Below are 14,591 nucleotides of genomic sequence, written 5' to 3' on the forward strand. Positions count from 1 at the left end.
CCCCCGCAAGTTCCTTAGTGAACGGACCCGTTCACTGTTCACTACGACGGTAGTGACTCCTCTTGAGTGAACGCAAGCGTTCACTCACCTTTGTTCTCGACACCTGGTTCTCGATGCGTCCGCAGATTCTCGACGCGTCTGCTCGCTCAACGGAGAGAAATAGATGGCTACTTCGCGCTGGACGGCCGTTCCCGCTCGGACGGTGTCCCCGCGTCGGCGGGGGCCCGTCCTGGAGCGCGCGATCCTCGATGCCGCCCTTGAGCAGCTCAGCACGGTCGGCTGGAGTGGCCTGACGATGGAGGGCGTGGCCGCGGAGGCGCAGACCGGCAAGGCGGCCGTGTACCGCCGGTGGCCGTCCAAGGAGGAGCTCGTCGTGCACGCCCTGCGGGCCGGGCTGCCCCGGCTGGACAGCGTTCCGGACCTCGGCGGCGTCCGGGAGGACCTGCTGGCGCTGTGCAAGCAGATGCGGGTCACGATGTTCTCGCGCCCCGGGTTCGCGCTGCGCGCGGTGCTTCACGAATGCGACACGGCGACGGCCGAGCTCTTCCATGACGTGATCTTCGAAGGCGTCATCGAGCCGAGCGTGAAGCTGATCAAGGAGGTGCTGCGCCGAGGTGTCGAGCGCGGAGAGGTGCGTTCCGGTGGGACGGACGCGTACGTGTGCGACGTCATCCCGGCGATGTTCATGTACCGCACGAAGGTGTGCGGGAGCGAATGGCGGGACGAGGAGTTCGAGGCGCTGATCGACCAGGTGATGGTCCCGCTGCTGCGGCCGTGAGGGGTCCCGTTGCGGCCGTGAGGATGTCCGGAGGGGCATGGGTGCGGGAGCCGTCGGCGCGGCTCTGCCGGGCCTGGGTGTCGCGGGCGGTTCCCGGCGGCGTAGGCTGATGACGCCATGCCGTACGAAGCACCCACCCACACCGTCGAGCGCTCCCTGCGCGCCACCACCGGAGCGAAGATCGTCGCCGGTGTCGACGAGGTCGGGCGCGGCGCGTGGGCCGGACCGGTCACCGTCTGTGCGGCGATCACCGGACTGCGCAGGCCGCCCGAAGGACTCACCGACTCCAAGCTGATCACCCCCAAGCGGCGCACCGCGCTCGCGGTGGAGCTGGAGACCTGGGTCACGGCCCACGCCCTCGGTCACGCCTCGCACGAGGAGATCGACGACCTGGGGATGACGGCCGCGCTGCGGCTCGCCGCGGTGCGTGCTCTGGAGGGGCTGCCGGTCCGCCCGGACGCGGTCATCCTCGACGGAAAGCACAACTACCTCGGTGCTCCCTGGCAGGTTCGTACGGTGATCAAGGGGGACCAGTCCTGCGTGGCCGTCGCCGCGGCTTCCGTGATAGCGAAAGTCCGACGCGACAAAATGATGGCCGAACTGGGCATCGAACATGCAGACTTCGGTTTTGCGGCCAACGCCGGCTATCCGTCGCCGGTGCACAAGGCCGCGCTGGCGGAGCGGGGGCCCACCCCGTACCACCGGCTCACGTGGGCGTATCTTGATGCGCTGCCCCAGTGGCGGCACCTCAAGAAGGCCCGCAGCTGGGCGGACGGAAACGTTCCGGAAATCGAGGGTCAGCTCGGCTTTGAGTTCTGACGCTTTTCCGGCACGTCCGGTCGCACTCATGTGCCACCCGCCGACGCGAGTCGCGTCGGCGTTTGATAGACAACACTTCATGCCTCTCATTCCCGAGGAGCCTCAGATTCACGAGAGTGCCCAGGGTCCCAGCGCCACGCAGGCCAGCGGCCGCGTCGCCCCGACCCCCCGCCCCGTACCCGGTCCGCGTCCCGCGGCTCCGCCGCGTCCCGGCCGTCCGGGTCCTGCCCGGCCGATGCCGCCCGCGCAGCGGACGCCGCGCGACACGGCCGTCAAGCCCGGGCCGTCCGCCCCGGCTGCCTCCGGCCCCGCTGCTCCGGCAGCGGCCTCGGTTCCGCAGATCCAGCTCATCCCGGCCTCGGCCGAGGGCGCGCTGGACGCGGCCGAGGAAGCCGTCGACCTGCTGCTCGACGCCGGGCGTGCCCCGGGGGAGGTCCTGGTGATCACCACCGGCGACCCCCACCCGTGGGCCGCGCACGAGTTGTCGTTCGGTGAGAGCGCCTACTGGGCGCAGCACGACGCGGGCGACGACGTCTTCTACGCCGACGCCGCCGCGCTGACCCGTGCCGCCGCCCGGCCCGTGGTCGTCGTCGCCGTCAACGGCGGCAGCGAAGAGACCGCGGTCGCGGCGCTGCCGACGGCGCTCTCCCGCGCGAGCACCCTGTTGATCGTCTGCGGCGACCCGCAGCGCATCAACTCGGTGCTCGGCGCGGGCGTCTGACACCGACGCGGCTGCAGACGTACGTCCGCGTACGTCGGTCGGTGCCAGGGCCGGTCGTGGGTTTCGTGCGGCGTCGGCCGCACGGGAGCACGGAGCGACGGTCGGCGTGTGCCCGGTTCGGTCCGGTTCGGCGCTAACCGGAGCGGTTCGCCGTCCGCGGGCGGTTTCGCGGGCTTGAGTTCGCGGTCATGAGTTCGCGCGTACGATTTCGTACGCGCGTCTTCGTATGTCGGGCCAGGTATGCGCAGGTCGGGACAGGCCCCCGGGCCATGTACACGAGACAGGCCTCCCGGGCCATGTACAAGTGACCCCGTATCCGTGGCGCTCAGCGTGCCGCCGCGCGCCGCAGGACGTCGGAGGCGGCGCCTCCGGTACGTGGCGCCGGCGGATCCGTCCCGGCGAAGGCCTCGGGCCGTGAACCGGCGCTCGGCCGGCGACCGCCGCGCCCCTCGCCGAGCACCTGCCACCCGTCGCGCGTCAGCGTGATGTACGCGCCGCACCGCAGCCCGTGCAGGGTGCAGGCGTCCCGCAGGCCCCACATCCAGGCGCCGTCCTCGTGAGTCCAACGGGCGTCCCCGTCACGGCAGTAGAGCAGGACGGCGGTACGCACCGGGGTGCGGCGGCGCAGGTCGTGCGGGATGATCCGGCGCAACTGGGCGAGCAGTGCGTTGCGGAAGACCCAGCCGTCGGTCGGGGTGGTCTGGCGGCGGAACGAGGCGCTGGCCCGCAGCCGTTCGTCCGGGTCGAGGACGGCCACGACGGCCGTCGACGGGGACGGCCGGTGGCGGGTGTGCAGACCGGCCACGACCTCACGGGGGTTGCGCAGCAAGGGAATTCCCGCGGCCGACCACTCGGCGGGCTCCAGCATCCGGCCCAGACGGTGGTCGGAGTCGGCGGACAGCTCGGCGGAACCCGACGGCTCCGGCACCGGTGCCGCACCGGACGAGGCGAATCCGAAGGTCACGGTCCTCCCTTCGGCTACGCGCCCCTGACGGGCGGGGTCGGACTGCGGGAGCGCACCACGGCAGGGCCCTGCCGATGGCAGGAGCCGTACGGGAGCGGTTCCAATTGTTCCCGCCGCGGTCGTTCGCGGCAATGAGCGGAATGAGCGGAGGGCGATGGATCATGCGGGCGGATCACGGGCAGGACGTGCGGCCGCGACGCCTGACCTCGCACGGTGCCTGCGTACAGGTCCGGTGCCTGACCGCGCCCCCTCGTCCGGTCTGATCACCTGCTGCTCTATTCCTGCCCAGCACCTCCCCCTTCGACGCGCCCCTTCCTCGCCGGCCGCCCGGACCCGGTGCGGACACCTCGGCAACCCGCCGCGGACCCGTGGCAGATTCGTCGATTGTCAGTGGCATCGGGTTGCATGGGGGCATGGACAACCTGGAGCTCCGCACCGAAGCCGACGCCATCCTCGCCGAGCTCGTCGGCGACCCGGGCGGTCCGGCCCGGCTCCGCGAGGACCAGTGGCAGGCGGTGGCGGCCCTGGTCGAGGAGCGGCGCCGGGCCCTGGTGGTGCAGCGCACGGGCTGGGGCAAGTCGGCCGTGTACTTCGTGGCCACGGCCCTGCTGCGGCGGCGCGGCGCCGGACCCACGGTGATCATCTCGCCGCTCCTCGCGCTGATGCGCAACCAGGTCGAGTCGGCCGCCCGCGCCGGCATCCAGGCGCGCACCATCAACTCGGCGAACCCGGAGGAGTGGGAGGCCATCTACGGCGAGGTCGAGCGCGGCGAGACCGACGTCCTGCTCGTCAGCCCGGAGCGGCTCAACTCGGTGGACTTCCGCGACCAGGTGCTGCCCAAGCTCGCGGCCACGACCGGGCTCCTCGTCGTCGACGAGGCGCACTGCATCTCGGACTGGGGGCACGACTTCCGGCCGGACTACCGGCGGCTGCGGTCCATGCTCACCGAGCTGCCGGCCGGCGTCCCGGTGCTCGCCACCACCGCGACGGCCAACGCGCGCGTGACCGCCGACGTGGCCGAGCAGCTGGGCACCGGCGCGGGCGAGGCGCTGGTGCTGCGCGGTCCGCTGGACCGGGAGAGTCTGCGCCTCGGCGTCGTCGAGCTGCCGGACGCCGCGCACCGGCTGGCCTGGCTCGCCGAACACCTGGATGAGCTGCAGGGTTCCGGCATCATCTACGCCCTGACCGTCGCCGCGGCCGAGGAGGCCACCGCCTTCCTGCGGCAGCGCGGCTTCACGGTGGCGTCCTACACGGGGCGCACGGAGAACGCCGACCGGCTCCAGGCCGAGATCGACCTGCAGGAGAACCGGGTCAAGGCGCTGGTCGCCACCTCCGCGCTCGGCATGGGCTTCGACAAGCCGGACCTGGGCTTCGTCGTCCACCTCGGGTCGCCGTCCTCGCCGATCGCGTACTACCAGCAGGTGGGCCGTGCGGGCCGCGGTGTGGAGCACGCCGACGTGCTGCTCCTGCCCGGCAAGGAGGACGAGGCCATCTGGCGCTACTTCGCCGACACCGCCTTCCCGCCCGAGGAGCAGGTCCGCCAGACCCTGTCGGCGCTCGCCGCCGCGGGGCGGCCGCTCTCCGTGCCGGCGCTGGAGGCCCAGGTCGAGCTCCGGCGCACCCGGCTCGAGACCATGCTGAAGGTGCTCGACGTGGACGGCGCGGTCAAGCGGGTCAAGGGCGGCTGGATCTCCACCGGCGAGCCGTGGGTGTACGACGCCGAGCGGTACGCGTGGGTGGCCGGGCAGCGGCGGACCGAACAGCAGGCCATGCGGGACTACGTGAGCACGGACCGGTGCCGGATGGAGTTCCTGCGCCGGCAGCTGGACGACGAGGGGGCGGTCCCCTGCGGCCGCTGCGACAACTGCGCGGGCCCCTGGACCGACGCGTCCGTCTCCACGGAGGCGCTCACGGGAGCGACGAAGGAACTGGACCGTCCCGGCGTGGAGATCGAGCCGCGCCGCATGTGGCCGACCGGCATGGCCGCGCTGGGCGTGGACCTCAAGGGGCGCATCCCGGCCAAGGAGCAGTGCTCCACCGGCCGCGCGCTCGGGCGTCTCTCGGACATCGGCTGGGGCAACCGGCTGCGTCCGCTCCTCGCGGAGAGCGCGCCGGACGGCCCGGTGCCCGACGACGTGCTGCGGGCCGCGGTGGCGGTCATCGCCGACTGGGCGCGCTCACCGGGGGGTTGGGCGCCCGGCGTCCCGGACGCCTCGCCCCGCCCGGTGGGCGTCGTGGCCGTGCCCTCGCAGACGCGCCCGCAGCTCGTCGGATCGCTCGCCGAGGGGATCGCGACCGTCGGCCGCCTCCCCCTCCTCGGCACCCTGGCGTACGCCGGCCCGGACGGTGCCCACGCGGCGCGCCGCAGCAACTCCGCCCAGCGGCTGCGGGCGTTGTCGGACGCCTTCGTGGTCCCGGACGAGCTGGCCGCGGCCCTGGCCGCGACGCCGGGTCCCGTCCTGCTCGTGGACGACCTCACCGACTCCGGGTGGACGCTGGCGGTCGCCGCCCGCCTGGTGCGGCGGGCGGGCGCCGAGCAGGTGCTGCCCCTGGTCCTCGCCGCGGCGGGCTGACCCGCCGGGCGCGGACGGGGGTTCCTCAGGGGCGGCTGGTCAGGTAGCCGCCCATGGAGGTGAAGTACTCGGCGGCGGGCAGCTCCTGGCCGTCCTCGGTGCGCACGCGCGTGATGGCCAGGCCGTGGTTGCGGCCGGTGCGGGCGTCGGCGCCGGCGACGATCACCACGCCCTCGCCCTCGCGGTAGAAGATGCGGCCCGGCGTGCCGCCGTACCGGCCCTCGGAGACCACGGCGGAGACGATCTCCAGCCGCTTGCCCTGGTGGAAGCAGAAGGCGCTCGGGTACGGCGCGGACTGGGCGCGGACGAGTCGCTCCAGATCCGCGGCAGGCCAGGTCCAGTCGACGCGGATGTCCTCGACGGAGCGCTTGTGGAAGAAGGTCGCCTGCGAGCGGTCCTGCTTGGTGAACTCCGTCCGGCCGGCGGCGATGAGGTCGAGCGCGCCGATGGTGACCGGGGCGATGAGGTCGACGGTCTTGTGGAAGAGGTCGGTGGCCGTGTCCTTCGGGCCGACGGCGACCGCCTCCTGCCGGACGATGTCACCGGCGTCGAGCTCGTCGTCCATCATGTGCGCGGTGACGCCCACTTCGGGCTCGCCGTTGATGAGGGCCCAGATGATGGGGGAGAAGCCGGCGTACTTCGGCAGCAGCGAGTCGTGCACGTTCAGCGTGCCGTGCCGCGGCAGGTTGAAGATGCGCGGCGGAATCCACGTACGCCAGTTGTTGGCGACGATGATGTCCGCGTCGGCCTCCTTGAGGCGCTGGAACAGCTCCTCGTCGTCGGGGCGGTTGCGGATCACCACGGGCACGCCGTGCTCCTCGGCGAGGTCCGCGACGGAGTCGCTCCAGATCTTCTCGTACGCGTGCTCGCTCTTGGGGTGCGTCACGACCATCACCACGTCGTGCTCGGAGTCCAGGAGGGCTTGCAGGGTGCGGTGCCCCCAGGTCTGGTAACCGAACATGACGACCCGCATGGGGTTCCTCCTCAGAGCAGGGAATAGCCGACGACAAGTAAAGCAAGCCTTACCTTATTAGGCAACGCAGTGGCTTTATGCCCGAGTTGGAAGGTGGCTCCCCTCCGGCGGGTCGACAGCTCCGCCGGATTAGCTTAGGCTCACCTAAGTTCCGGCGGGCTGCGGTGTCGACGTGCCCACCATCTGTACCTTCCCCACGCCTGACAGGCGGCTTCCCCGCACGATGGGAGTGACATGTCACAGGTTCTTCCTGGCGACGCACCACTGGTCCACGACCTCATTGGCATCGGCTTCGGCCCGTCCAATGTGGCCATGGCGATCGCGCTCAGCGAGCACAACGCAAGCGTCGGCAGGGAGGAGACGGTCACCGCTCACTTCTTCGAGCAGCAGCCGCGCTTCGGCTGGCACCGCGGCATGCTGATCGACGACGCGACCATGCAGGTGTCCTTCCTCAAGGACCTGGTGACCCAGCGGAACCCGACCAGTGAGTTCAGCTTCCTCTGCTACCTGAAGAGCAAGGGGCGCCTGACCGACTTCATCAACCACAAGAACCTCTTCCCGCTGCGCGTGGAGTTCCACGACTACCTGGAGTGGGCCGCGGCCAAGGTCGACGACCAGGTCTCCTACGGCCACGAGGTCGTCGGCGTCACGCCGCATGTCCGCGACGGCGTCGTGGAGTACCTCGACGTGACGGTCCGTTCGGCCGAGGGCCTCGCCGTCCACCGCGCGCGCAATCTCGTCGTCGGCACCGGCCTGCGCCCCCTCATGCCGGAGGGCGTGGAGCGCGGCGAGCGCGTCTGGCACAACTCCGACCTGCTGACGAAGGTCGACTCGCTGGAGGGCACCGCCCCCTCCCGCTTCGTCGTCGTGGGCGCCGGACAGAGCGCCGCGGAGAACGTCGCGTACCTGCACCGCCGCTTCCCCGAGGCCGAGGTCTGCGCGGTCTTCTCCCGCTACGGCTACAGCCCCGCCGACGACAGCAGCTTCGCCAACCGGATCTTCGACCCCGACGCGGTCGACGAGTACTTCGCCGCGCCCGAGGGCGTCAAGCGCCGGCTGATGGACTACCACGGCAACACCAACTACTCCGTGGTGGACATCGACCTGATCGACGACCTGTACCGGGAGATGTACCGCGAGAAGGTCCTCGGCACCGAGCGGCTGCGCTTCATCAACGTCTCGCGGCTCACCGGCGTCAAGGAGACGGACGAGGGTGCCCGCGCCACCGTCACCTCCCTCGTCACGGGCGAGGAGACCTCCCTCGACGCCGACGTCGTGGTCTTCGCCACCGGCTACAGTCCCGCCGACCCGGTCGGCATCCTCGGTGAGGTCGCCGACCACTGCCTGCGCGACGAGGAGGGCCGCGTCCGCGTCGAGCGCGACTACCGCATCGCGACCGACCCCGAACTGCGCTGCGGCATCTACCTCCAGGGCGGTACGGAGCACACGCACGGCATCACGTCGTCGCTGCTGTCCAACATCGCGATACGGGTCGGCGAGATCCTCGACTCGGTGCGCGCCCGCACCGCCGAGTTCGCCCCCGACGGCGCCCGCCCGGTGGCCGACGAGACCGGCAGCGCCGCACGGTAGCCGCCCGCGGCCCCGGGGCGGCCCACCGGCCGTGCGTCCCGGTCCGATCAAAGGGATAACGTACGTCGAATGAGCACGACTGCAGTGGAGCGCCCCCTGGCGAGAGGCGCAACGGAGGCCCGCCGGAAGCGGCTTGTGGGGCTCGCGGCGCTCGCCGCGGCCCTGGTGGTCGCGGCCGCGCTCTCGCTGGCCGTCGGCGCCCGCTCGCTGAGCCCCACCGAGGTCTGGCACGGGCTGTTCGCGGCGCCGGAGTCCGACCAGCGGCTCACCGAGATCCGGCTCATCGTGCAGACCGTGCGGCTGCCCCGGACGGTGCTCGCGATCGTGGCGGGCATCGCCCTGGGCGTCGGGGGCGCCCTGATCCAGGGGTACACCTGCAACCCGATCGCGGACACCGGTCTGCTGGGGGTGAACGCCGGCGCCTCGTTCGCCGTGGTGACGGTCGTCGCCGTGTTCGGGCTCTCCAACCCGTTCCAGTACGTCTGGTTCGCGTTCGCCGGCGCGGCGGTCGCCGGGGTCGTGGTGTTCGGCCTCGCCAGCATCGGCCGCGGGGCCGGCAATCCGCTGACGCTCGCGCTCGCCGGGCAGGGGATCACCGTGTTCCTCGCCGCGATGACCACGGCGGTCGCGCTCTCCGACCAGAAGTCGCTGAACGCCCTGCGGTTCTGGAACGCCGGTTCCGTCGCGGGTGTCGGCTTCGACGTCATCTGGCCGGTGACGCTCTTCGTCGGCGTCGGCCTCCTGCTCGCGCTGACCCGGCTGCCCGCGCTCAACCTGCTCAACCTCGGTGAGGACGTGGCGCGCGGGCTCGGCGTGAACATCGCGCTGAGCCGGACCATCGGCATCCTCGCGATCACCCTCCTCGCCGGCGCGGCCACGGCGGCGTGCGGCCCCATCGCGTTCCTCGGGCTGATGGTGGCCCACGTGGCCCGCCATCTGACCGGCCCGGACTACCGCTGGCTCGTCCCGTACGCGGGACTGCTCGGCGCCGTCGTCCTGCTGGTCTGCGACATCGTGGGCCGACTGGTGGTGCGGCCGGGCGAGTTGGAGGCCGGGGTGGTGGTGGCCCTGCTCGGGGCCCCCTTCTTCGCGGTCCTGGTGTGGCGAGGAAAGTTCAAGAACGCATGAGCGGGACGGATGAGCGCACAGGCGGGATGCGGGAGCGGATGAGCGGGACGGACGTGCGGGCCTCGGTGGCGTCGGGCGTACGGCTCGGCCGGATGTCGTTCGTGTGGCGGCCGTGGCTCGTGCTCGTCACGCTGCTGCTCGCGACCGCCACCTTCCTGGTGTTCTGCCTCTCCATCAGCGTCGGGGACTTCCCCATCGGCCTGTCGCGCGTGATGGCGACGATCGTCGGACGGGGCGAGCAGGTCGACGAGTTCGTCATCATGGACCTGCGGATGCCGCGGGCCCTGGCCGGGCTCGTCGTCGGCGTCGCCCTCGGCGTGTCCGGGGCCATCACGCAGTCGATCGCCCGCAACCCGCTGGCCAGCCCCGACATCCTGGGCATCACCGGAGGCGCCGGCGCGGTCGCGGTGTTCTCCGTCACGGTGTCGGGCGGCGCCGCCGCCGCGGCCGTCGACTCGGTGGGCCTGTCGGCGGCGGCGCTCGGCGGCGGTCTCGCCACCGGCCTGCTCGTGTACTTCCTGGCCTGGCGGCGCGGCGTCGACGGCTTCCGCCTCATCCTCATCGGCATCTCGGTGAGCGCCGTGATGGAGGCGGTCACGACCTGGCTGCTGGTCTCCGCCGACATCCGGGACGTGGCCAGGGCCCAGGCGTGGCTGGTCGGTTCGCTGGACAACCGGTCGTGGGACGAGGTCCGGGTGGCGCTCTGGTGCTCGCTCGCCCTGCTGGTCGTGGTGGCCGCCGCGTCCTTCCAGTTCAAGCCGCTGCACCTGGGCGACGACGTGGCTGCGGGGCTCGGCGTGCGCCACTCCCGGGTACGGGCGGTCCTGTTGCTGTGCGCGGTGCTGCTGGCGGCCGTGGCGGTGAGCGCGGCGGGGCCCGTTCCGTTCGTCGCACTGGTGGCGCCGCAGGTGGCGATGCGGCTCGCGCGCCGCCCGACGCCGCCGATGGTGGCCTCCGGTCTGGTGGGCGCGCTGCTGCTGATCGGCGCGGACCTCACCGCACGCGCCGCCCTGCCGGTCAGCCTCCCGGTCGGCGTGGTCACCGCCGCGATCGGCGGTCCCTTCCTCGTCTATCTGCTGGTCCGGGCGAACCTCAAATAGCCGGTACGGCACCGATAGCTGGTACAAAGGTGAGGCAAACCTAATATTAGGGGGGCTTGTGGCCACGCAGTTCATCACCGAGATCGAGTCCGAGGTCGAGGACGCCGCACGGCTCGCGGCCCGCGGCATCTCCGTCGGGTACGGCAGCCGTACGGTCATCGACGACCTCGACGTGGCCATCCCACCCGGGGTGATCACCACGATCATCGGCCCCAACGGCTGCGGGAAGTCCACCCTGTTGCGCACCCTGACGCGGCTGCTCAAGCCCGCCAAGGGCTCGGTCGTCCTGGACGGCGAGGACATCGACAAGCTCAAGACCCGTGACGTGGCGAAGAAGATGGGCCTGCTCCCGCAGGCGCCGGTCGCCCCCGAGGGGCTCACGGTGGCCGACCTGGTCGCCCGTGGCCGCCACCCGCACCAGAGCTGGCTGCGGCAGTGGTCGTCCGACGACGCCGACGTCGTGGCGCAGGCCCTGGCCATGACCGGGGTGTCCGACCTGGCCGACCGCCCCGTCGACTCGCTCTCCGGCGGGCAGCGTCAGCGGGTCTGGATCTCCATGACCCTGGCCCAGGGCACCGACCTGCTCCTCCTTGACGAGCCCACCACGTACCTCGACCTCGCGCACGCCATCGACGTGCTCGACCTGGTGGACGACCTGCACGAGTCGGGCAACACCGTGGTGATGGTCCTGCACGACCTCAACCTCGCCACCCGCTACAGCGACAACCTCGTGGTGATGAAGGCGGGTTCGATCCTCGCTCAGGGGCACCCGCGCGAGGTGATCACCGCGGATCTGCTGTACGAGGCCTTCGGGCTGCGCGCCCGGGTGGTCGACGACCCGGCCAGCGACCGGCCGCTGATCGTGCCGATCGGCCGTACGCATGTGCAACTCGACTGACCCCGCGAAGGAATGCACCGGTAAGGCTAGGCTAACCTCACCTGTACAGGTTAAGGTTTGGCTGCCCTGAATCAGGGGCGCAGCGGAACGCGCTAAAGCAAGGGAATCCGGATGCTCCTCCATCGAACGACGCTCACGAAGCCCTGGCGGCGGCTCGCGGCGGTGCTCACCGCCGCGACGCTCGGCGTCGGCCTCCTCGCCGGATGCGGCTCCGACTCGGAGGACAAGGCGAGCGACACCCCGGCGGCCGCCGGTGGCGGCACGTTCCCGGTCACCGTGGAGCACGCGTTCGGATCCACCAAGATCACCAAGGCGCCCCAGCGGGTCGTCACCGTCGGCTACACCGACGACCAGGCCGCCCTGGCGCTCGGCACCAAGCCGGTGGGCATGGTGGACCAGTACCCGAACCCCTCGGGCAAGTCCCCCGACATCAACACCCAGTGGCCCTGGGTGAAGGACAAGTGGGGCGACACCAAGCCCGAGGTCGTCATGAAGAACGGCGACTCCGGCCCCAACTACGAGAAGATCGCCGCCCTGCGCCCCGACCTGATCATCGCCGTGTACTCGGAGATCGACAAGGCCGGCTACGACAAGCTCTCCAAGATCGCCCCGACCGTGGGCCGCACCAAGGGCGAGAAGGAGCTCTTCAGCGCCCCGTGGCAGGACAACACGGTGCACATCGCCAAGGCGCTGGGCAAGGAGGACGAGGGCAAGAAGCTCGTCAGCGGCATCGAGGACAAGCTCGCCGCGGCCAAGAAGGCGCACCCCGAGTTCGCGGACCAGAAGGCGGTCGCGCTGTCCTGGTACAAGGACTCCATCAACCCCTTCACCTCCAAGGACGTCCGCGGCCGGCTCCTGACGGGCATGGGCTTCACGTACCAGACCGAGATCGACAAGATCGCGGGCGGCAAGTTCTCCACCGAACTCTCGCCCGAGCGCACGGATCTGGTCGACGTGGACCGCGTCGTCGTCATCAACGACAAGGCGGACACGGCCGCGTTGAAGAAGTTCGAGCTCTTCAAGAACCTGAAGGCCGTGAAGAAGGGCCACGTGTCCTACCTCCTGGACAGCGAGGGCCCCGCCGTCGGCGCCGCGATGTCCCAGGGCACCGCGCTCTCCCTGCCGTACGCGATCGACGAGCTCGTCAAGTCGGTCGCGTAGAGATGCCGTTCGACCCGTCCCGTCCCCACCCCGACTTGGCCAGCGTGTGAGCATCATCGAGACATCGACCACCGAGACCCCCGCCGCCCCCGCGACGCTGCGCACGGCGACCGGACGCGAGGCCACCCGGTGGGTCTCGAGCCACTGCCGCGAGGTGCCCTGGCTGTCGGCCGCCACCGTGCTCAGCACGGTGGCGGGGGCCGCGCTCCAAGTCCTCCCGGTCCTTCTGCTCGGCCGGGTGGTCGACGGCGTGGTCGGGGGTGAGTCGCGCTCGGTCCTCACCACGGTCGGGGTGCTGATGGGGGCCGCCGCGCTGCTCGGCGCGGTGGCCACCGCCCTGTCGACCTATCTGATCGGCCGGCTTGGCGCGGATCTGCTCGCCCGGCTGCGCGAAGGCGCCGTCCGCGCGGTGCTCGGGATGCCGAGCGCGCGGATAGAGCAGGTCGGCCGGGGAGACGTGCTCTCCCGGGTCGGTGACGACGTGGCCGTGCTGTCCAAGGGCATCCGCACGGCCATCCCCACGGTGTTCTCCGCCGGGGTGCTGGTCCTCATCGCCACCGTCGGCATGTTCGGTCTCGACTGGCGGCTCGGCCTCGCGGGCGCCGGCGCGCTGCCCGCGTACGCGCTGGCCCTGCGCTGGTACCTGCCGCGGTCCGCCCCGCTCTACCGCAAGCAGCGGGTGGCCCAGGCCGACCGCGCGCAGGCGCTGATCAGCGGTCTGGACGGGATCGACACCGTCCGGGCGTACCGCCTGGAGGACGGTGTCCGCGAGAAGGTCACCCAGGAGTCCTGGCGGGTGCGCGACCTCGGGGTCGAGGTGTTCCGGTTCTTCGGCCGGTTCGTCGGCCGGGAGAACCGCGCCGAGTTCATCGGGCTCGTCCTGATCCTCGTCGTGGGATACGCCCTGCTGGAGGCGGACGCCGCCAGCCTGGGCGAGGTGTCGGCGGCCCCGCTGATGTTCCACCGGCTGTTCACGCCGCTCGGCGCCATCATGTTCACCTTCGACGAGGCGCAGAAGTCGGGCGCGAGCCTGACCCGTCTCGTCGGGGTGCTGGGGGAGTCCGCGCAGGAGCGGCTCGTGGGTGACGCCTCGGTCGAGGCGGCGGGCGCCGGACCCCGTCCGGTCACGGTGCGGGGGCTGACGTTCAGTTATCCCGGCACCGACGAACCGGTGCTGCGGGACGTCGACCTGACGATTCCGGCGGGCGGTTCGCTGGCCCTGGTGGGCGCGACGGGTGCGGGCAAGTCCACGCTGGCCGCGCTGATCGCAGGCATCGGGACGCCGCAGACCGGGTCGGTGCGGGTCGGCTCGCAGGACCTCGGTGAGCTGGACGAGGCGGGGGCCCGGGCCCTGGTGAGCATTCTGACGCAGGAGACGCACGTGTTCTCCGGCCCGCTCGCCGAGGACCTGAGGCTCGCCGCGCCGGCGGCGACCGACGCCGAACTGATGGACGCGTTGCGCACGGTCGGCGCCGCCGACTGGGTCGACGCGCTGCCCGAGGGCCTCGACACCCTCGTCGGGGAGGGCGGGGAGCGCCTCGACGGCACGAAGATCGCCCACATCGCCCTGGCCCGGCTGGTGCTGGGCCGCGCCCCGGTGGTCGTGCTCGACGAGTCGACCGCCGAGGCGGGCAGTGAGGGCGCCGCGGAGCTGGAGCGTGCCGTGCTGGCCGCGTGCGCGGGCCGGACCACGCTGTTCGTGGCGCACCGGCTGACGCAGGCGATGGCGGCGGACCGGATCGCCGTGCTTGACGCGGGCCGGGTGGTGGAGCAGGGCACCCACGACGAGTTGGTGGCCCTGGGCGGCCGGTACGCGCGTCTGTGGCGGGCCTGGCGAGAGGGTAGTTAGGCAACCCTTATTTAGGTTAGCCTAACTGCGATGACCT

General features: G+C 71.5%; 12 protein-coding genes. 10 read left to right on the top strand and 2 right to left on the bottom strand.

The window, feature by feature from the left end; all coding sequences use genetic code 11:
• Positions 1-163: 163 nt before the first annotated feature.
• From ACZ6B8_RS06770 to ACZ6B8_RS06780, 3 genes are all read left to right on the top strand, one after another.
• Entirely contained in the window at positions 164-778 is a 615-nt protein-coding gene (locus tag ACZ6B8_RS06770) for a TetR/AcrR family transcriptional regulator (protein WP_471076708.1), read from the top strand.
• A gap of 117 nt (positions 779-895) precedes the next feature.
• The gene (locus ACZ6B8_RS06775) at positions 896-1,597 is read left to right on the top strand and encodes a ribonuclease HII (protein ID WP_471076711.1); all 702 of its coding nucleotides are present in this window, start codon (positions 896-898) and stop codon (positions 1,595-1,597) included.
• Between the two features lie 79 nt (positions 1,598-1,676).
• On the top strand, positions 1,677-2,318 hold the full coding sequence (locus tag ACZ6B8_RS06780; RefSeq protein WP_471606515.1) for a hypothetical protein: 642 nt from the start codon (positions 1,677-1,679) through the stop codon (positions 2,316-2,318).
• A gap of 325 nt (positions 2,319-2,643) precedes the next feature.
• Here ACZ6B8_RS06780 and ACZ6B8_RS06785 read toward each other — a convergent pair whose 3' ends face one another.
• Positions 2,644-3,282, bottom strand: coding sequence for a hypothetical protein (locus tag ACZ6B8_RS06785; protein WP_471076717.1), 639 nt, complete (start codon positions 3,280-3,282; stop codon positions 2,644-2,646).
• 413 nt (positions 3,283-3,695) lie between these two features.
• On the opposite strand from ACZ6B8_RS06785, the gene ACZ6B8_RS06790 reads away from it, so the two are divergent.
• Positions 3,696-5,855, top strand: a complete 2,160-nt coding sequence (locus ACZ6B8_RS06790; RefSeq protein WP_471076720.1) for a RecQ family ATP-dependent DNA helicase — start codon at positions 3,696-3,698, stop codon at positions 5,853-5,855.
• A gap of 25 nt (positions 5,856-5,880) precedes the next feature.
• Here the strand turns inward: ACZ6B8_RS06790 and ACZ6B8_RS06795 are convergent, their stop codons facing one another.
• A complete protein-coding gene (locus tag ACZ6B8_RS06795; RefSeq protein WP_471076723.1) occupies positions 5,881-6,828 on the bottom strand; it encodes a methionyl-tRNA formyltransferase in 948 nt (315 codons plus the stop codon).
• Between the two features lie 234 nt (positions 6,829-7,062).
• Here ACZ6B8_RS06795 and ACZ6B8_RS06800 point away from each other — a divergent pair, with 234 nt between their 5' ends.
• The 6 genes from ACZ6B8_RS06800 (at position 7,063) to ACZ6B8_RS06825 (ending at position 14,554) form a co-directional block, all read left to right on the top strand.
• Positions 7,063-8,418 carry a lysine N(6)-hydroxylase/L-ornithine N(5)-oxygenase family protein gene (locus ACZ6B8_RS06800; protein ID WP_471076726.1) on the top strand — a complete coding sequence of 452 codons (1,356 nt, stop codon included), beginning with the start codon at positions 7,063-7,065 and terminating at the stop codon, positions 8,416-8,418.
• A gap of 69 nt (positions 8,419-8,487) precedes the next feature.
• A complete protein-coding gene (locus ACZ6B8_RS06805) occupies positions 8,488-9,546 on the top strand; it encodes a FecCD family ABC transporter permease (protein WP_471606516.1) in 1,059 nt (352 codons plus the stop codon).
• Positions 9,547-9,584: 38 nt separating this feature from the next.
• Positions 9,585-10,646, top strand: coding sequence for a FecCD family ABC transporter permease (locus tag ACZ6B8_RS06810; protein WP_471078410.1), 1,062 nt, complete (start codon positions 9,585-9,587; stop codon positions 10,644-10,646).
• Between the two features lie 58 nt (positions 10,647-10,704).
• Positions 10,705-11,544, top strand: a complete 840-nt coding sequence (locus ACZ6B8_RS06815; RefSeq protein WP_471076732.1) for an ABC transporter ATP-binding protein — start codon at positions 10,705-10,707, stop codon at positions 11,542-11,544.
• Positions 11,545-11,655: 111 nt separating this feature from the next.
• A complete protein-coding gene (locus tag ACZ6B8_RS06820) occupies positions 11,656-12,705 on the top strand; it encodes an iron-siderophore ABC transporter substrate-binding protein (RefSeq protein WP_471606517.1) in 1,050 nt (349 codons plus the stop codon).
• A gap of 46 nt (positions 12,706-12,751) precedes the next feature.
• A complete protein-coding gene (locus ACZ6B8_RS06825; RefSeq protein WP_471076738.1) occupies positions 12,752-14,554 on the top strand; it encodes an ABC transporter ATP-binding protein in 1,803 nt (600 codons plus the stop codon).
• Positions 14,555-14,591: the final 37 nt, after the last annotated feature.

The organism is Streptomyces sp. NPDC041122, from assembly GCF_055592445.1.